Genomic DNA, 16714 nt, shown 5'->3' on the forward strand with positions numbered 1-16714 from the left:
TGATTGCCGTGTCCGGTGGGCGGGTCGGGCGGCAGCCAGCCTTCGGAAAGGTAGCTGTTCTTGCCGACATCTCTGCCATCCGCACCGCCATCGCCGTCCTTGGCAATCATCCCTTCGCCCAGGCGGCGCTCTTCTGGCGGGATATTCCAGACCACAGCGTGGACGAGGGGATTGGGTGTCGGCGCGTCCGGGTCCTCTACGATCAGGGCGATGCTGGATGTACCCATCGGCACGTCCCCCCAAACCAATGGCGGCGAAACGCCACTGCCATCAGCGGTGAAACGCTCGGGCAACCGTCCGCCGTCTGGGAAAGCGGGGCTCGACAAGTCGAGCCGCTCTCCATTGGTGACGATGCCATCCTGCACGATGACCAGCTTGGCGTGGCCGGCGCGCACATTGGTGAGCATCGCGCCGAGCCAGTGGGGGATATGTTCCAGCATCGCCTCGATCCAGCCTTTACTGCCCGTCGGAAGTCGACGAGCCGCCTTCCTCTTCCTCGAACGTCAGCGCGACATCGGCATTGGCGGAAAGGCGGACCTTGTCACCCTCGATCCCGGCAACCAGACCTTCCGAGATAAAGTGATGGTGGCCTTCGTGCACGCCGGCGCCACTGTCCGACTTGGTCAGCTTGATGCGCTGGCCCTCCACCTTGTCCACCGTGCCGACGTGTACGCCGTCCGCGCCGATGACTTCCATGTGTTCCTTGATCTGGCTGAAATCCACCATGAGCTTCTCCTGCGATTGGTGTGAATACAGCCGATAACGTCTGGCAGCGAAGCATGGCTGCATGGTCGATGAACCGTTCGCCGCATCGGCATACTCAGCCACCGGGCGTCTGGGCGTTGCTATCAATCCCTAGGCATCGATACTCTTGCAGAGGCTTGAAGCGACTGGGATAAATGTCCGATCAAAGCCTGCACACGGGCCGGAACCACGGACGAAGAGGCATGGACCGCGAAGATGCCTACGTCTTGCGAGCCGCGATACTGGGGTAGCACCCGGCGCAACGCCCCGGTTTCCAGTGCTTCGCCCACGTCCCACAAGGACCGCAGAGCGATCCCGCAGCCGCGCAGAGCCAGATCGCTGACCACTTCGCTGGAATTGGTGCGGATATAGCTGTGGCCCTGATGCGTCACCGTGCCGTCCGGCCCGTCCAGCTGCCATGGCAATTGGCGATCGGTGGCGAGCAAGTGGTGCCTTTCAAGTTCAGACAGTGCCTGCGGTTCTCCGAAGGCCGAGAGGTATGAAGGCGCGGCGCAGAACACCCTGTGGCTGGTGCCCAGCCGCTCGCCGACGAGCCCGGATCCCAGCCGCGCGCCGATGCGCACCGCCAGATCATAGCGGCCGCCGATCAAGTCCACGAACTCGTCGGTCAGATCGATCGCAAGCTCCACCTCGGGGTATTGCGCCAGGAAGGCGGGCAGGGCGGGGACAACATGCATTCGCCCGAACGAGGTGGGCGCGGAAAGCCGTAGCGGGCCACTGATCCGGGTTCGCCGCCCCGCGACACGCTCTTCCGCCGCCTGGAGCGAAGCGCGCAGCGGCAGCAGCGTGTCGTGCAGTTCCTTGCCCGCCGGGGTCAGCGCCAGGCGGCGCGTGGTACGGTGAAGCAGGCGCACGCCCAGCCGTTCCTCCAGCCGCACCAGTCGTTTGCTCAGCGCGGCCGTAGTAATCCCGCGCGCCCGCGCCGTGGCCGAGATCGAGCCGGCTTCCACGATCTGGAGGAATAGGTCGTAGTCAGGATCGAACATTGTTAACCGCAGCGACAATCTGTGTTGAATTCTTTCCTTCTACTAAGCGGCGCGGCGCTCGGCTATAGGCCGGGCAAATTTTGGAAGGAGACGCCCGTGAGCGCCTATATCGATCGTGCCGGCCTGAAGATTGCGCCGGAACTCGTTGAATTCGTAGAGGCCCGCGCGCTTCCCGGCACCCAGATCGCGGGCGAGGCGTTCTGGGCTGGCCTAGCGGATATCCTGGCCCGCTTTGTCCCCCGCAATCGCCAGCTGCTGGCCAAGCGCGACGATCTGCAGACCGCGATCGATGGATGGCACAAGGACCGCGCCGGCAAGCCTATCGATGCCGCAGAGTACAAGGCGTTCCTGACCGACCTGGGCTATCTGGTGCCGGAGCCGGCACCGTTCTCGGTCCAGCCGAATAACGTCGACCAGGAGATCGCCGCGCTGGCGGGGCCGCAGTTGGTCGTGCCCGTGCTCAACGCGCGCTTCCTGCTCAACGCCGCCAACGCGCGCTGGGGCAGCCTCTACGATGCGCTTTATGGCACGGATGCGATCCCCGGCAGCCCGGCGGGCAAGGGTTATGACGCGGCGCGCGGTGATCAGGTGATTGCCTGGGCCAAGTCCTTCCTGGATGAGGCGGCTCCGCTCGCCAGCGGCAGCTGGGCCGAGTGGCAGGGCGGCGATCTTGCGCTGCAGAACCCTGCGCAACTCGTGGGTCGCGCGGGTGATAACTGGCTGCTCAAGCACAATGGCCTGCACATCGAAGTGGTGATCGATCGCGCTCATCCGATCGGCAAGACCGATCCTGCCGGCATGGCCGACGTGATGATGGAAGCGGCGCTGACCACGATTTGCGATTTTGAGGATTCGGTCGCAGCCGTCGATGCGGAGGACAAGGTCCTGGCCTACAGCAACTGGCTCGGGCTGATGCAGGGCAACCTGGAAGACAGCTTCGAGAAGGGCGGCGCGATGATGACGCGGCGACTCAACCCCGATCGCACATACACCGCCCCCGATGGCGGCACGCTGACGTTGCCCGGACGCTCGCTGCTGTTGGTGCGCAATGTCGGCCACCTGATGACCAATCCCGCCGTCCTGCTTCCGGACGGCTCGGAAGCGCCCGAAGGCATCCTGGACGGCGTGTTCAGCAGCATGATCGCCATCCATGATCTTAAGAGCGACGGCCCGATCCGCAACAGCCGCACCGGCTCGATCTACATCGTCAAGCCCAAGATGCACGGGCCTGAGGAATGCGGCTTCGCCAATGACTTGTTCGATGCGGTGGAGGATATGCTCGGGCTGGAGCGCCACACGATCAAGATCGGCGTGATGGACGAGGAGCGCCGCACCAGCGCCAACCTGGCCGCCTGCATCCACGCGGTGAAGGACCGCATCATGTTCATCAACACGGGCTTCCTCGATCGCACCGGCGACGAGATGCACACATCGATGCGGGCGGGCCCGATGTTGCGCAAGGGCGATATGAAGACGAGCGCCTGGATCCAGGCCTACGAGGATCGCAACGTGCAGATCGGCCTCGCCTGCGGCCTCTCGGGCAAATCACAGATCGGCAAGGGCATGTGGGCGATGCCCGATCGCATGGGCGACATGCTGGCGCAGAAGATCGGCCATCCCAAGACCGGCGCGAACACCGCCTGGGTACCGTCTCCCACCGCCGCCACGCTGCACGCCACTCACTATCACAAGGTCGACGTGTTCGGCCGCCAGGAAGAGCGCAAGAGCGAAGGCGTCGCCTCGCTGGATGCGCTGCTGACGATCCCGGTCGCCACCGGCCACAATTGGTCGGCCGAGGAAGTGCGGCAGGAGATCGACAACAACGCCCAAGGCATCCTGGGCTACGTGGTACGTTGGGTCGATCAGGGCGTCGGCTGCTCGAAGGTGCCGGACATCAACGACGTAGGCCTGATGGAAGACCGCGCCACCTTGCGCATCTCCAGCCAGCATCTGGCCAACTGGATGCTGCACGGCATCGTCACGCCAGAGCAAGTTGACGAAGCCCTGCTGCGGATGGCCGCAAAGGTGGACGCTCAGAACGCCGGCGATGCGCTGTACCAGCCGATGGCCTCGAACCCCGAAGGCAGCCTTGCCTTCCAGGCGGCACGCGCGCTGGTGTTCGAAGGCGTCCAACAGCCCAGCGGCTACACCGAACCGCTGCTTCACGCGTTCCGCCAGAAGGTTAAAGCCGCCGCCTGAACGTAAAAACCGATCTGAAACAAGAAAGCCCGTGGCGGACTAACCGCTGCGGGCTTTTTCTATGCGCTGACGACGCGATGCGTGAAGCGCAGGCCCGGATGGAGCCACCAGTCATGCCAGAGATGTAGAGGAAATAGTGGTCGGGGAGACAGGATTCGAACCTGCGACATCTTGCTCCCAAAGCAAGCGCGCTACCAGACTGCGCCACTCCCCGACGCTATTTTGCAGGCGAAAACGCCAGCAGTGGTGGGCCCGGCAGGATTCGAACCCGCGACCTAGCCGTTATGAGCGGCCAGCTCTAACCGCTGAGCTACAGGCCCGGTGCCGCTGCGTGAACGATGCCCACCGGCGCCGATGCGGTCAGGACCGCTCCGGCTCACGCCCGTTAGCTTGCATGGCGAGACTAGGCAAGGGCAACGCTCGCCATGATATCCGCAACGCTCGTCGGCTGGACGTTTCGCCGGGCCAGATGCGCGAAAATCGTCCGCCACCAGTCGTAAAGGCGGGCCAAATCCGCCTCGTCGCGCACATAAGGGGTGAAGCCGGGCGCGAGTGATGGGCTGTGGAAAGACAGAACCAGCACGGGCAGCCCTTCGTCCACGGCGATATCGATGCCGCGCACCGCTTCGTCCGCCGTCACGCCCTCGGGCGTCAGCGGGATTCGCTCAAGCAGTCTGGCGCGCGAGAGCATCCCCCGCGCAGAGGGTGCGCGCCACATGTAGGGATAGATCGCGCCGCCTAGTTGCCGCAGCGGGCCCCAGAACACCGTTGTCAGCGGCAATTCCAGCAGATTACGGCTCCGGTCGATCCAGTACGGGCGCACCGGGTGGTCGCGGTAATTGGGACCGCCCTTGCCGCTGTAATCGAAGCGCGCCCGGACCGAGGTATCGATCGTCAGGCCATTCTCGGCGAGGATTTCAGCCGTTCGCGTACCAAGCCCATAGCGGCCTGCCCGATAGATCAGTGGCGCCCTGCCGAATGCGTGCTCGATCGTATCACGCAAAGTGCGGAATTTCTGCCGTTCCAATTCGAAGGGAAGATTACCGGCGTAGCTGTTGTACTCGGTCACATGCTCATCAAAGGGCGGACTGACCCAGGGGTGCAACTGCACGCCCACTTCGGCGCGGCCATGAGCAACCGCATCACCGATCGCTTCGAACGCAGCGGGCGAGGTCGCGATCGGATAATCGACCAGATACACCGGCACCACGCCGTGGCTTTCACACAGCGCTTGGAATGTCGCCATTGCAGGCACTGAGTGCAGGGTGTGGCCTTCCCGGCGGATCGGCCCCGTCCAATCGAACTCTTCTTCGGTATCGACCGTCACCAGAAAGCGCTGGCCGAAGCCTGGCGCGAACTGGACATAGTCTGGCGGGGATGGTCGCTCCAGGAGGTTCACCTGCGGCACGCCATTCCCCCTGCTTGGTGCGTTACCGGATCGATCACCGATGCCGCCCCGCATCCGGCCTGCGCACGAACGGCAATCAAAGGTGCGTATGGCGCGCCGCAGCAGGCGTCAAGCGCGGAAGGATCAGCCGGAAACATGCCCCCCGCCGCTCCAGCAAGCCGCCGGCCGCACTCGCTTCGGCCGCAGCCAAGCGCAAGGTGAAACCAAGGCCGAACATGCCCGAGGACAGGGATCGAGCGACTTCAAGGGGATGGCCGTTGCTGTCCGCCTCATCGAGGCGCTGAACCAGAGCGGGCGGCAGATCGATGATCATCGCCACATCGATCGCGGCGGACTGGATTGTGACGTTTAATGTCTCACCCTGCGCCGCAGCGCCCACCAGCGATGCCAGTAAACGCCACACCAGTCGCTCCGCCTCCTCGCTATCGAGACGCGTCATGGCGTTTTCGTCCGAGGCCCCCAGACGAATATGCGTGCCGCGTTGCCCGGTCCAGGCCTGCAGGCGGTTTACGGTTTCAGCCACGAGGCGTGCAAGGTCACACTCGCCTGCCGCCAAGCGCAGAACCCCGGTTTCCAGCCTGACCAAGCGATCCAGTTCCTCGAACCCGGCGAGGATCTGCGCGGTATCTCCGGCGATCGCGGCGGCCAGGGCGCGGTATTCATGCGGCGCGGGACCGTAAAGCTGCTGTTGGATGATCTCGGCCGAGATCTGGATGGCATTGGCCGGCGTGCGCAGTTCGTGAAGCACCTGCCGCATCCGATCGGCGGGGTCGCTCGCGCGAGCAGACGACGCGTCGCGACGGTCCCGGCGCAGACGCCCGGCATAGCCCATGAAGCGACCCTGCGCCCCTTCGAAGCGGGGCAGGGCGTCCAGTCTCCAGCGACCTTTCAGCTCCGGCGCACCATCCAGCGTGACGTCCTGATCGCGAATTGGATGACGATGCCGTACCGCGGCCGTCAGATGCGGCGCGGTCTTGCCTTGTAGGGAGAGCAGGCTCGTGCCTATCAATGCCGGCGCCATGGCGTTATCCACCCAGTCGATCCGACCATCGGCATCGGTGGTGAAGTCCAGACTTAGAGGCAGGGCGTGCCGGGCCGGCGTGCGGCGGGCGGGGTGATCCTGTTGCTCTGCCGCTTCGGCGGGTGCGCGCGCGTTGCGGAACGCCTGTATCTTGCGCACGATCGCACCAATCCCGGCCTCTTCAGCAGGAGGCGCGGGGGCAGGGGCCACACCGCCTTCGATAACCGAAAGCTCGGGGCGGCCCAGGCGCTCACGCTCGGGTATGCTTTGCGAGGCGGATGAATCGGCGAGGCCCCGGTCGGCGATGCCCAAGCGGTCCAGCAGCGCCGCCACGGCGGGGCTGAAATCGCGGCGATGGCGCAACATGCCCCGCGCCCGGATGGGGAGGGCGGGAATCAGCTCCAGCCACTCGGCATCGCTCAGATCGGAGGCAGCAAAGCTGGCGCTGGCAACGCCCGGTTCCTCCGCCGCCAATCGCGATAGAAGATCGGGGTTGGAAAGGCGCATCGTCGGTTCGCGCAGGATCGCTTCACGTTCTGCCGCCGGGATCTGGCTGGAGAGTTCGCCCAGTCGCACCATCGCGGCATCCACCGTGGGGCCGGTGCCCAGGAGATCAAGCGGCTGGCTCAGCAAGTCGAGAAGTTGGCGATATTGAATGCGCGCGATTGCGGGCCCGGTCAGCGGAATCGCCAGGACGGTGGCAAGGCGATCGTCGAAATGCATCCCGCCTCCGCGAGGTGCGCGGGAATGGCCGCCGCGGCGTGATCGGCCCCCCTCGGGAATATCCGGGTGGGGTTCTTCCGTAGCAACTTCATGCGGCAGGCAAAGCGGTGAGGCTGACCCGTTGCAAAGCGGGACAATTGCGCTAGGAAACAATAATATTTCTTCCTGCGCCGCATCGCTGCCCGGAAATTTCGGGTTGTTTAGGGGCGCCGGCCTTGCCAGATGCCACGGATGTCCATGATCAGCCTCGACGATATCGACCGCCGCCTCCTCATCGAGCTCCAGAACGAGGGGCGAATCACCAACGTCGAGTTGGCTCACCGGGTCGGGCTTACCGCTCCACCTTGCCTGCGCCGCGTTCGCAGCCTGGAAGAGGCGGGTGTGATCCAAGGATACCACGCCGATCTCGACGCTTCCCGGTTGGGCTTCACCATCACCGTCTTCGCGCTCGTCAGCTTGAAGAGCCAGGCCGAAGAGGCGCTGCGGGCGTTCGAAGATCATATGCGCGGGCTGCCCGAAGTGCGCGAGTGCCACATGCTGAACGGCGAAATCGATTTCATTCTGAAGATCGTTAGCCGCGACTTGCAGAGCTTCCAGGAGTTCCTGACTTCCAAGCTGACACCGGCGCCCAACGTGGACAGCGTGAAGACATCGCTGACGATCCGCACGGCGAAAAGCGTGCCTGGCGTCCCGCTGGAACAGCCCTGATCCCCTGGGGCGCCGTTCAATCCGCCAACAGCGGCCAACCGCGGTCGATTCGTCTGGTTCGCCATCGCGACCCTTTTGCTCCTGCCTGCCCTTGCAATGCGGTTTACGAGCGAGGTTAATCGGACAAGTTCTGACCTCGCCACAGACACACCGTTGCTGGCGAGCGGCGTAACGATCCATGGGATTGCGATGAAACGCGCTCGCCGCCCCGCCGTGTGAGGCGCCACGGGACGAAATGGTTGGCTAAAGACCGGCGCTACAGCCGCGCCGCGGCCTCCAGTGCCAGCAGGTAGCTATCCGCACCGAAACCGGCGATGGTGCCTTTGGCGGCAGGCGCAATCCATGATGTGTGGCGAAATGCCTCACGCGCATGGGGGTTGGATAAGTGAACCTCGATGACCGGCACCGTGATCGCCCGGACCGCATCCAGCAGGGCGATGGAGGTATGGGTGTAAGCCCCCGCATTCAGGATGACAGCCGCCGCGCCGCGCTTCTGCGCCTCGTGCAAGCCGTCCACAAGGGCGCCTTCATGGTTGGACTGGCGCAGTTCGACGGTGATGCCCAGGTCCTGGCCGCGTTGCTGCAAGGACGCTTCGATATCGGCCAAGGTCGCGGAGCCATAGATGCCCGGCTCACGCTTGCCGAGGAGATTGAGGTTAGGGCCGTTAAGCACCAGCACCAGCTTGTCAGACATGGCTCAGGCCCACCCCTCGATCATTCGGAAACTGCGTCTTGCATAGCGGACGGTGTTTCCGGCGCAAGGCGGGAGGAGATGTCTAGCGGTCGGTTCCCTTCACCTTGCCCCACTGACGCAACCCTGCGTAGCCGAGATATCCGGCCGCGAAGAGAGCGTAGAGCGGCTCGGGAAGGCGCGCCAGATAGTCGGTCATGCCCTTCGTCATCGCGCTTGCCACGCTGGGACTGAAAGCCGCGATCACGCCCATCGGCAGGGACCATAGAATCACGGCATACATCACGTAGAGAAACATCGGCCGGGCGCGCTGAGTCCAAATATCTAGCGGTGGTGGACGAACAGCGGTGTCTAGTACCGCCTGACTCCGCAAAGGTGCGGCGCTGGTCGGCATGCGACCGACCATACGGCTAAACATGGTGAGAATGAGACGGAGAAGAACGGACATCGAGATCGCTCCTGGCAGACCTCAGATGTAACCGTATCGGTACGTGTAGGAAACTGAAGTTTTTCGGCTCAGCTTGAATACAGTTCGTTACAAAAGTTTTGTCGAACTTCAGGAACGGTTTTGCGCGGTTTCACGTTGATCGTGATGAAGGCCGGTGCAATGTCCCCCACCCCCCCCTCTGCATCGGCCTTCCAACAATATCAGGGAAAGCGAACGGGTAGATCGGAAGATCAATCAGCTTCGACAGCCAGCTCAACTTTGCCGCTGCCAGCCGCGCGGATCCCGACTTCGCGGGCAGCAGCTTCGGATAAATCGATCAAGCGGTTGCCGTGAAAGGGGCCGCGATCATTGATTCGGACGATTACAGAATCTCCGGTGCGGGGATTGGTAACGCGGACTTTGCTGCCCAAGGGTAGCGTGCGATGTGCCGCAGTTAAATCTGCCGGGTTGAAGCGTTCTCCACTGGCGGTGCGATTTCCTGCGAGTTCACGACCGTAGTAACTCGCCATGCCGGATGCGATGGTCTCATACTTTGGCGTTTCGTACTTCGGCAGCGCCTGGATCACTGGGTTAGACGTTTCGCTAACTAGGGCGGAAGGTGCTGCAATGGCAGTGAACGGTACGGCTGCGGCACTGACCTCACCCGCGAACGCCGGCGTTGCCCCGCCCGCGATCAGCACCAAACCCGTCACCGGCATCGCCACGGTCGCAGCTAATGCCATCAACGGCGCGAGCGATAATCGCGCGCGAACCGGCTTCGTAAATGCTGTCATGTGTGTCCCCACTCCATCCCGCAGATGCGAGATGGTGGGTACAGGCTGAAACTGGAGATTGGGACTCCCCCAGCCACAAGTCACCGTGTTCGACGAACGGTTTGACCCGGGCTGGTAAGATATTGTTCAGAAACTTACGGCGATCAGTGATCCCGCTGGGCCAGCAGACGCAGGCGAAGTGCGTTCAGCTTGATGAAGCCGGCCGCGTCCTTCTGATCATAGGCACCTGCGTCATCCTCAAAGGTGACGTGGCGTTCGGAGTAGAGGCTGTCCGGCGATTTGCGCCCGACGACCGAGGCCATGCCCTTGTACAGCTTCAAGCGGACGGTGCCGTTCACCCGTTCCTGCGAATGATCGATCGCGGCCTGCAGCATCTCGCGCTCGGGCGCGAACCAGAAGCCGTTGTAGATCAGCTCGGCATACTTGGGCATCAGCTCATCCTTGAGATGAGCCGCGCCGCGATCGAGCGTGATCTGCTCGATCCCGCGATGGGCCCGAGCATAAATCTCGCCGCCCGGCGTCTCGTACATGCCGCGGCTCTTCATGCCGACGAAGCGATTCTCCACCAGATCGAGACGACCGATCCCGTGCTTGCGGCCTAGCTCGTTCAACGCCGTCAGCAGCGTAGCGGGGCTCATCGCCTCGCCATTCAAGGCAATGCCGTCGCCCCGCTCGAAATCGATGGTAATGTACTCGGGCGCATCCGGTGCCTGCTCGGGATCGACGGTGCGCGAATAGACATAGTCCGGTGTCTCGACCCACGGGTCTTCCAGCACCTTGCCTTCGGACGAAGTATGCAAAAGGTTGGCGTCGGTGGAGAAGGGGCTTTCGCCGCGCTTGTCCTTGGGGACCGGCACCTGGTGCTGTTCGGCCCAGGCGATCAGGGCGGTACGGCTGGTCAGGTCCCACTCACGCCAAGGAGCGATCACCTTGATTCCGGGATCGAGTGCATAGGCGGACAATTCGAAGCGGACCTGATCGTTGCCCTTGCCGGTCGCGCCGTGGGCGATCGCGTCGGCCCCGGTCTCTCGCGCGATCTCGATCAATCGCTTCGAAATCAGCGGACGCGCGATCGAGGTGCCGAGCAGATAATCGCCCTCGTAACGCGCGTTTGCGCGCATCATCGGGAAAACGAAATCGCGCACGAACTCCTCGCGCAAGTCATCGATATAGATGTTCTGGTCGGGGATGCCGAGCAGCTTGGCTTTGGCCCGAGCCGGCTCCAGTTCCTCGCCCTGGCCCAGATCGGCGGTGAACGTCACCACATCGCAGCCATAGGTCACTTGCAGCCACTTGAGGATGACGCTGGTGTCGAGGCCGCCGGAATAGGCGAGGACGACCTTCTTGATCTCGGACATTGTGGCATCGCTCCGCGCAAGGATTTTGACGCGAGGGCCGGTATCAGCGTCGCTTCGCGGGTGCAAACATTCAGACATGCCAATTGGCCGTAAAAACCGCGTGGTGCGGCGGCGGGCCTATCCGATGCTGCGGTTTTCGCCATCCTGCCACTGGCGAATCACCAGGTAGCGCCCGTGAAGCGCGCCGCGATCCTGGTTGCCGAAGCCTAGCAGGGTGCCTTCTTCGCCTTGTGCAGCGGGGAGCCACTTCACTTGCTCAAGCCCAAGGCGCAGCCCTTCGCGGCTGATGTCCGGGGCACGGGCGATGCCCTGCGCCACCAGGCGACCAAGATCGTGCCCGCGCGCGCAAAGCGAGGCGGTTGTGATTTGCGGTCCGGCATCAGCGCAAAGTCGGCGGAACGTCTCGTTCGCTTCCGAATGCATGGCGACGTAGGACCAGCCATCAGCGGCGTTTGCATCAGTACCGCCAAGCTTGGCCATCCCGGCGCTATTGGTGATTCTCTGGCCTTCCCACTTAACATGCCGCAACTCCTGGGCGAGAGGCTCAACGGACGCTCCCACGCCCAGAAACACCACGCCGTCGGGCGCGGCAGCCATGAGGCGCGCGACTACCTGCTCCGCCTCACCAGGCCCCGCCAACGCTTCCCGGGCCAAGATCTCCAGGCCCAGCATAGAGGCTTCAGCCACAAGGGTGGTCAGCAGTCGCATGCCGACGGGCGAACCGTCATGCACTACCGCCACCCGCCCAGAACCAAGCCCGGCTAGATGCCGAGCGATCACCAGAGGCTCTTCCTCATGGCTGCCGCCCTGCAGTTGGAAGGTGTACCGCCCCCGCGCCCGCTCCGCCCCAGACCAGTGTAGCGTCGGAAGCCGAGCCCGCTCAGCGAGCGGCGCGACGATTAGAGCATTGTCGCTGACGGCGGGGCCAACCACGAGCACGACATCCTGTTGGACAAGCTCGTGATAGGCGTTTTCGATCGCCTCTGCCGTGCCGGACGGCAGGCCGAGACCATAGGCGTGGGCGAATTCGACGGGGGTAGGGATAAGGCCACGGTCGCGAAGGATGGCGACCTCACGCTCGATCCAGTCCATCATGGCCTCTGAGCCGGGACCTGAATCCGCCATGTCGTTCAGCACACCCACGCGCACTGTCGCCGGCATCCGCATCTCCCACGCAGTTGTCCGCCTGATTGCGGCCACGTCCGGATGGGTAATGAACGGCCATGGTGAAAGCTGCACCGGCTAGGGCGGCATCACAAAATATGTTAAGTCCGCGCCGGGGTTTCCAGCGGCGTGCCGGTCAGCTGTTCCCGGGCGTACCCAACACGCACCGCATCTCGCCATTCAGGCCGTTGGGTTCGATCCGCCGCAGGAAGCCATCGGAGATCATGCGCAACTTCAAGCCCTTGAGTGGGCCTCCAGTCATCTGCACCAGGTCCCCGGTCTTCAAGTAGCTGCCACGTTGCCGGTTCTGGTCGCGATAGCTGGAGCCGTGGACCACGGAAAAGTCGAACTCCTTCGCGGCAACGCGAATTGGGCCGCTGGCGTCTCCTGGCAGTTCGCAGGTGTAGCGCCCTTGGTCCAGCGTGCCGATCAGTCCGCCGGGGACGGGCGTCGGGGCAGGGGCCGCCGCGATCAGCAGTGGCGTGGCCAGGAGGGCAGGGAGGATACGTCGCATGGCTGGCACGCTAGCAGCCTCGGCAGGGAATTGCCACAAGCGCGCGCAGGCGCTAAGGGCCCCGCTCTTTTTCCGTGATAGTGCTCTTTGGCAGCATGGCTCTTTCCAGCGTAAGGCTCATCCCATGAAGATCAGCGGCGTCGACATTCGTCCCGGCAATATCCTTGAGTACGAGAAGGGCATCTGGAAGGTTGCCAAAACGCAGCACACGCAGCCCGGCAAGGGCGGCGCGTTCATGCAGGTCGAGATGAAGAACCTGATCGATGGCCGCAAGACCAATGTCCGCTTCCGCAGCGCCGACACGGTCGAGAAGGTGCGCCTCGATACCAAGGACTTCCAGTTCCTCTATGCCGAGGGTGATGACCTGGTGTTCATGGACACCGAGAGCTACGAGCAGATCAACCTTCCCGCCGACCTTCTGGGCGATGCCGCGGCCTTCCTGCAGGATGGCATGCAGGTTCTGCTCGAACTGTGGGAAGAACGCCCCATCTCGGTCCAGTTGCCCGAACAGGTCGAAGCGACGATCGTGGAGGCCGATGCTGTGGTCAAGGGACAGACAGCTTCGTCCAGCTACAAGCCGGCCGTTCTTGACAACGGCGTGCGCGTGATGGTGCCTCCCCATATCGAAAGCGGGACCCGGATCGTCGTCGACGTGTACGAGAAGGCTTACGTGCGAAAGGCAGATTGATGCGCTTTATTCCAGTTCTCGCCGCCGTTGCGGCGCTGACCGCCACCCCGGTGCTGGCCGCCCCCAAGGCCAAGACGGCCACTGCGCCAGCAGCCGCTCCGGCCGCGGGTGCTCCGCAGATGGGCGAAACCCAGCAGCATGCTTTGATGTACCTGCGCGTCTTCATCAGCGCGCTGCAGTCCGACAAGCTGGAGCAACCCGTGAAGGGCGCTCTGGTCGGCTGCATCTATAACAACTCGCTGTCGAAGCTGACCGATTCGGTCGACAAGCTGATCGTGGATAATCCGGGCAAGGTCAGCCGGGACAACCCCAGCCAGGTGTTGAGCGCGATGCTCGCCGTGTGCGGTTATCAGCCAGAGGCTGCTGCCGGCCAGGCCGCACCGCAGTCGACCGCGCCTGCGGCTCCCGCCGCGAAGTCCAACGCGCCCGCCACCGGGCGCTGATCCGGGGCGGCTGTTCGACAGCCGCTCCCATCGTACCAGATAGTCAAGGAACAGCATGGCCCTCTCCGGTCTCATTCGCGTCATGGAAAAGGCCGCTCGCAAGGCGGGGCAACGTCTGCGCCGTGACTTCGGCGAAGTCGAACACCTTCAGGCCTCTCGCAAGGGGCCGGCCGATTTCGTGTCCAAAGCGGACCTTGCAGCCGAACGGACGATCTGGGACGAACTGCGGGCGGCCCGGCCGGACTGGGGCTTCCTGATGGAGGAGGGCGGCGAGATCGAGGGCGATCCCGACAAGCCGCGCTTCATCGTCGATCCGCTGGATGGCACAAGCAACTTTCTCCACGGTATCCCGCACTTTGCGGTATCGATCGCGGCGCAGGAACGGCGGCTCGACGGCCAGGGCTGGGGGGATGTCACCGCCGGGGTGATCTATCAGCCGATCACGGACGAGACGTTCTGGGCTGAAAAGACCCGTGGCGCGTGGCTGCATGACCGCCGCCTGCGTGTTTCGGGCCGCCGCCATCTCGACGAGGCATTGATCGCCACCGGCATGCCGTTCGCGGGCCATGGCGACATGGCGCAATGGGTGCGCATCTATGGCGCGATCGGGCCGCAGGTGGCGGGTATCCGCCGCTTCGGCTCTGCCGCGCTGGACCTCGCCTGGGTGGCTGCCGGTCGTTACGAAGGGTTCTGGGAGCAGGGGCTCAAGCCCTGGGATAGCGCGGCGGGATGCCTACTGGTGCGCGAGGCCGGTGGCTTCGTTTCGGATTTCCGAGGCCGCTCCGCGCCGATCTGCGACGCCGAAGTGCTGGCCGGGAACGACGCGCTTCATTCGCGCCTCCATAAGTTGTTGGCAGCTAGTCTGAAAGACTAATTCGGTTCGTCGTGTCATCATGAGGTCATCCGGATCGGACTGAAACAGAACGGCCCTTTCGTCGTTCGGTGCAGTCATGATCTCTCAGCTTGCCACGTTTTTCAGTCTTGCCACCTTCGCCAGCTTTGCCGTGTCGGAAAGCGAGGCTGCCGCGCGTTCCTCCGCCACGCTTTCCGGGGATTTCGACCTCGCCAATACGCTATCGCGTCGAAGCGATGATCGTGACTTCCGGCTGAGCGTACGGGACACCGCCCGTTTTCGCGATGAAAAGATTCGGCCGCAGATCAGCTACAACCCGATCGAGGGCGGCCCGTCGCTGGAACTGGGCGCATTCGGCGGCGGTCGCAAAGGCAGGCCCAGGCTGGTTCACGTCGGCGTCGACTGGAATTTCTGAGACTGCTTGAACCGAACGCAAAGCGGCGCTAAGCGACGTTTCGCTCAGGCTTGCCCCTGTGGTGGAATGGTAGACGCGATCGACTCAAAATCGATTGTCGAAAGACGTGCCCGTTCGAGTCGGGCCAGGGGCACCATCCTTTGTAGCAACGCGGCCCTGACGCTGTCTGTGCCTGCCACCGCCATTCGCGGCACTGCTGTAAAGCCAGCTTGTCACTTCAGCTAAATTTCCGCGTCCTGAAATGTATTCGGTGTCAAAGTAACCGACATTTTACGCCTTCCCCCTAGGTAAGCTTCCCAGTCCTATTCCGGGCCCGGAAGATCGATCCTTACCGATGATCCGTTTGTTCAAACACTATATCCCCCACGCGGTGGTTCTGCTGTGGCTGGTCGATCTGGTCATGCTGGTCGCCGCCAACGAGCTGTCCTGGAGGCTTCGCGCGGATCAGATCGGCATCAGCACGGGGTTCATAACCGATCGGGCATGGGCACATACGGGCTTCGCGGCGATGATCGTGACGGCCATGATCGCAGTGGGCGTCTATGGCCCCGACGCCTTGCGATCGATGCGATTTGCAGCGGCACGCCTGCTGGTGGCGATCTCGCTGGGCGTGATCGCCTTGTCGTTCCTGGACTTCCTGATCGGCGGGCAGACCTTCTGGCGCTCGACCCTGGCATACTCCATGGCGATCGCATTCTGCCTGCTCATCGCCGATCGCTTGGTCCTGGGCGGCTTTCTGGGCACGTCCGCGTTCCGCCGCCGAGTGCTGGTGCTGGGGGCAGGTGCCCGGGCACAGCGTCTGCGCGATCTGGGGGAGCGTCCCGAGAGCGGCTTCAGCATCGTCGGCTATATCGGCATGAGCGAGGCTGCCCCCGCGATCGAGGAAGCGATCCCCCGCTCTGCCATCCACAACCTGACGCGATTCGTGGAGAACCTTGGCGTCAGCGAAGTGGTGCTGGCGCTGGAAGAACGCCGCAACGCCTTGCCGCTGAAAGACCTGTTGCGAATCAAGACCGCCGGCGTCCACGTCAACGAATTCTCAAGCTTCCTGGAGCGAGAGACCGGGCGCGTCGATCTCGACACCGTCAGCCCCAGTTGGCTCATCTTTTCCGACGGATTTTCCTCGGGCCGGATGATTTCCAGCGTCGCCAAGCGCTTGTTCGATATCGGGGCGAGCTTGCTGCTGCTGCTGCTCACCGCCCCGATCATCCTGGTTTTCGCCATCCTGGTGAAGCTTGATAGCAAGGGCCCGGCTTTTTATCGCCAGCGCCGGGTGGGCCTGTTTGGCCAAGGCTTCGATGTAATCAAGCTGCGCTCCATGCGGACCGATGCCGAGGCGGACGGCGCGAAATGGGCCTCCAAGGACGACCCGCGCGTCACCCGCATCGGCAACTTCATCCGCAAGGTCCGGATCGATGAATTGCCGCAGACCTGGACGGTGCTGAAAGGCGAGATGAGCTTCGTCGGCCCGCGCCCCGAACGGCCCGAATTCGTCGCCGATCTTGAAGAGCAGCTGCGCTATTACGCGGAGCGGCACATGGTGAAGCCGGGGATCAC

18 protein-coding genes and 3 tRNA genes are annotated in these 16714 nt (G+C 63.4%); 8 read left to right on the forward strand and 13 right to left on the reverse strand.

The features are described 5' to 3' along the window. From ACHWRX_RS08280 to ACHWRX_RS08290, 3 genes are all read right to left on the reverse strand, one after another. On the reverse strand, window positions 1–440 hold a 440-nt coding region (locus ACHWRX_RS08280; RefSeq protein ID WP_394658837.1), incomplete at its 3' end, for a YbhB/YbcL family Raf kinase inhibitor-like protein. 16 nt (window positions 441–456) lie between these two features. Then, window positions 457–726 (reverse strand): DUF2171 domain-containing protein, encoded by a 270-nt coding sequence (locus ACHWRX_RS08285; RefSeq protein ID WP_058735356.1) that lies wholly within the window; start codon window positions 724–726, stop codon window positions 457–459. Window positions 727–848: 122 nt separating this feature from the next. After that, a complete protein-coding gene (locus ACHWRX_RS08290; protein ID WP_394658838.1) occupies window positions 849–1769 on the reverse strand; it encodes a LysR family transcriptional regulator in 921 nt (306 codons plus the stop codon). Between the two features lie 78 nt (window positions 1770–1847). Between ACHWRX_RS08290 and ACHWRX_RS08295 the strand changes: the two genes are divergently transcribed. After that, window positions 1848–3950 (forward strand): malate synthase G, encoded by a 2103-nt coding sequence (locus tag ACHWRX_RS08295; protein WP_394658839.1) that lies wholly within the window; start codon window positions 1848–1850, stop codon window positions 3948–3950. A gap of 137 nt (window positions 3951–4087) precedes the next feature. Here ACHWRX_RS08295 and ACHWRX_RS08300 read toward each other — a convergent pair. From ACHWRX_RS08300 to ACHWRX_RS08315, 4 genes are all read right to left on the reverse strand, one after another. Beyond that, window positions 4088–4164: transfer RNA gene (locus tag ACHWRX_RS08300), tRNA-Pro, on the reverse strand. A gap of 30 nt (window positions 4165–4194) precedes the next feature. Beyond that, window positions 4195–4270, reverse strand: a tRNA-Ile gene (locus tag ACHWRX_RS08305). 83 nt (window positions 4271–4353) lie between these two features. Then, window positions 4354–5358: a polysaccharide deacetylase family protein gene (locus ACHWRX_RS08310; protein WP_394658840.1), complete on the reverse strand. Its 1005-nt coding sequence runs from the start codon at window positions 5356–5358 to the stop codon at window positions 4354–4356. Between the two features lie 76 nt (window positions 5359–5434). Then, window positions 5435–7102: a sensor histidine kinase gene (locus ACHWRX_RS08315; RefSeq protein WP_394658841.1), complete on the reverse strand. Its 1668-nt coding sequence runs from the start codon at window positions 7100–7102 to the stop codon at window positions 5435–5437. A gap of 237 nt (window positions 7103–7339) precedes the next feature. Here ACHWRX_RS08315 and ACHWRX_RS08320 point away from each other — a divergent pair, with 237 nt between their 5' ends. Further along, on the forward strand, window positions 7340–7810 hold the full coding sequence (locus ACHWRX_RS08320; RefSeq protein ID WP_058735505.1) for an Lrp/AsnC family transcriptional regulator: 471 nt from the start codon (window positions 7340–7342) through the stop codon (window positions 7808–7810). Between the two features lie 256 nt (window positions 7811–8066). On the opposite strand, the gene aroQ is transcribed toward ACHWRX_RS08320, so the two are convergent. The 6 genes from aroQ to ACHWRX_RS08350 all read right to left on the reverse strand — a co-directional run bounded on the left by aroQ (window position 8067) and on the right by ACHWRX_RS08350 (window position 12758). Next, window positions 8067–8504, reverse strand: coding sequence for a type II 3-dehydroquinate dehydratase (gene aroQ, locus ACHWRX_RS08325; RefSeq protein WP_394658842.1), 438 nt, complete (start codon window positions 8502–8504; stop codon window positions 8067–8069). An 82-nt stretch (window positions 8505–8586) separates the two neighbouring features. Further along, entirely contained in the window at window positions 8587–8949 is a 363-nt protein-coding gene (locus tag ACHWRX_RS08330; RefSeq protein ID WP_394658843.1) for a 3TM-type holin, read from the reverse strand. A 230-nt stretch (window positions 8950–9179) separates the two neighbouring features. After that, complete coding sequence (locus ACHWRX_RS08335) at window positions 9180–9671, reverse strand: septal ring lytic transglycosylase RlpA family protein (RefSeq protein WP_394658844.1); 492 nt, start codon at window positions 9669–9671, stop codon at window positions 9180–9182. A gap of 194 nt (window positions 9672–9865) precedes the next feature. Next, complete coding sequence (locus ACHWRX_RS08340) at window positions 9866–11080, reverse strand: argininosuccinate synthase (RefSeq protein ID WP_394658845.1); 1215 nt, start codon at window positions 11078–11080, stop codon at window positions 9866–9868. A 117-nt stretch (window positions 11081–11197) separates the two neighbouring features. Beyond that, on the reverse strand, window positions 11198–12241 hold the full coding sequence (locus ACHWRX_RS08345) for an ABC transporter substrate-binding protein (RefSeq protein ID WP_394658846.1): 1044 nt from the start codon (window positions 12239–12241) through the stop codon (window positions 11198–11200). Between the two features lie 139 nt (window positions 12242–12380). Continuing rightward, window positions 12381–12758 carry a hypothetical protein gene (locus ACHWRX_RS08350; RefSeq protein WP_394658847.1) on the reverse strand — a complete coding sequence of 126 codons (378 nt, stop codon included), beginning with the start codon at window positions 12756–12758 and terminating at the stop codon, window positions 12381–12383. A gap of 124 nt (window positions 12759–12882) precedes the next feature. Between ACHWRX_RS08350 and efp the strand changes: the two genes are divergently transcribed. From efp to ACHWRX_RS08380, 6 genes are all read left to right on the forward strand, one after another. Continuing rightward, window positions 12883–13446 carry an elongation factor P gene (efp, locus tag ACHWRX_RS08355; RefSeq protein WP_058735349.1) on the forward strand — a complete coding sequence of 188 codons (564 nt, stop codon included), beginning with the start codon at window positions 12883–12885 and terminating at the stop codon, window positions 13444–13446. Continuing rightward, complete coding sequence (locus ACHWRX_RS08360; protein WP_394658848.1) at window positions 13446–13889, forward strand: hypothetical protein; 444 nt, start codon at window positions 13446–13448, stop codon at window positions 13887–13889. Before efp ends, ACHWRX_RS08360 begins: the two co-directional genes overlap by 1 nt. Before the next feature lie 55 nt (window positions 13890–13944). Further along, window positions 13945–14763, forward strand: a complete 819-nt coding sequence (locus ACHWRX_RS08365; RefSeq protein WP_058735347.1) for an inositol monophosphatase family protein — start codon at window positions 13945–13947, stop codon at window positions 14761–14763. A gap of 76 nt (window positions 14764–14839) precedes the next feature. Then, window positions 14840–15157, forward strand: a complete 318-nt coding sequence (locus tag ACHWRX_RS08370) for a hypothetical protein (protein WP_394658849.1) — start codon at window positions 14840–14842, stop codon at window positions 15155–15157. Window positions 15158–15209: 52 nt separating this feature from the next. After that, window positions 15210–15293: transfer RNA gene (locus tag ACHWRX_RS08375), tRNA-Leu, on the forward strand. Window positions 15294–15491: 198 nt separating this feature from the next. Next, a partial coding sequence (locus tag ACHWRX_RS08380; RefSeq protein WP_394658850.1) for a TIGR03013 family XrtA/PEP-CTERM system glycosyltransferase occupies window positions 15492–16714 on the forward strand: 1223 nt, incomplete at its 3' end.

This window comes from uncultured Novosphingobium sp. (genome assembly GCF_964277725.1).
GTDB lineage: Bacteria > Pseudomonadota > Alphaproteobacteria > Sphingomonadales > Sphingomonadaceae > Novosphingobium > Novosphingobium fluoreni.

Coding starts and splice junctions, on each gene's coding strand:
- ACHWRX_RS08345 (WP_394658846.1), bottom strand. CDS start 12,241: ATGCCGGCGACAGTGCGCGTGGGTGTGCTGAACGACATGGCGGATTCA.
- ACHWRX_RS08340 (WP_394658845.1), bottom strand. CDS start 11,080: ATGTCCGAGATCAAGAAGGTCGTCCTCGCCTATTCCGGCGGCCTCGAC.
- ACHWRX_RS08330 (WP_394658843.1), bottom strand. CDS start 8,949: ATGTCCGTTCTTCTCCGTCTCATTCTCACCATGTTTAGCCGTATGGTC.
- ACHWRX_RS08320 (WP_058735505.1), top strand. CDS start 7,340: ATGATCAGCCTCGACGATATCGACCGCCGCCTCCTCATCGAGCTCCAG.
- efp (WP_058735349.1), top strand. CDS start 12,883: ATGAAGATCAGCGGCGTCGACATTCGTCCCGGCAATATCCTTGAGTAC.
- ACHWRX_RS08335 (WP_394658844.1), bottom strand. CDS start 9,671: ATGGCATTAGCTGCGACCGTGGCGATGCCGGTGACGGGTTTGGTGCTG.
- ACHWRX_RS08370 (WP_394658849.1), top strand. CDS start 14,840: ATGATCTCTCAGCTTGCCACGTTTTTCAGTCTTGCCACCTTCGCCAGC.
- ACHWRX_RS08315 (WP_394658841.1), bottom strand. CDS start 7,102: ATGCATTTCGACGATCGCCTTGCCACCGTCCTGGCGATTCCGCTGACC.
- ACHWRX_RS08360 (WP_394658848.1), top strand. CDS start 13,446: ATGCGCTTTATTCCAGTTCTCGCCGCCGTTGCGGCGCTGACCGCCACC.
- ACHWRX_RS08350 (WP_394658847.1), bottom strand. CDS start 12,758: ATGCGACGTATCCTCCCTGCCCTCCTGGCCACGCCACTGCTGATCGCG.
- ACHWRX_RS08285 (WP_058735356.1), bottom strand. CDS start 726: ATGGTGGATTTCAGCCAGATCAAGGAACACATGGAAGTCATCGGCGCG.
- aroQ (WP_394658842.1), bottom strand. CDS start 8,504: ATGTCTGACAAGCTGGTGCTGGTGCTTAACGGCCCTAACCTCAATCTC.
- ACHWRX_RS08365 (WP_058735347.1), top strand. CDS start 13,945: ATGGCCCTCTCCGGTCTCATTCGCGTCATGGAAAAGGCCGCTCGCAAG.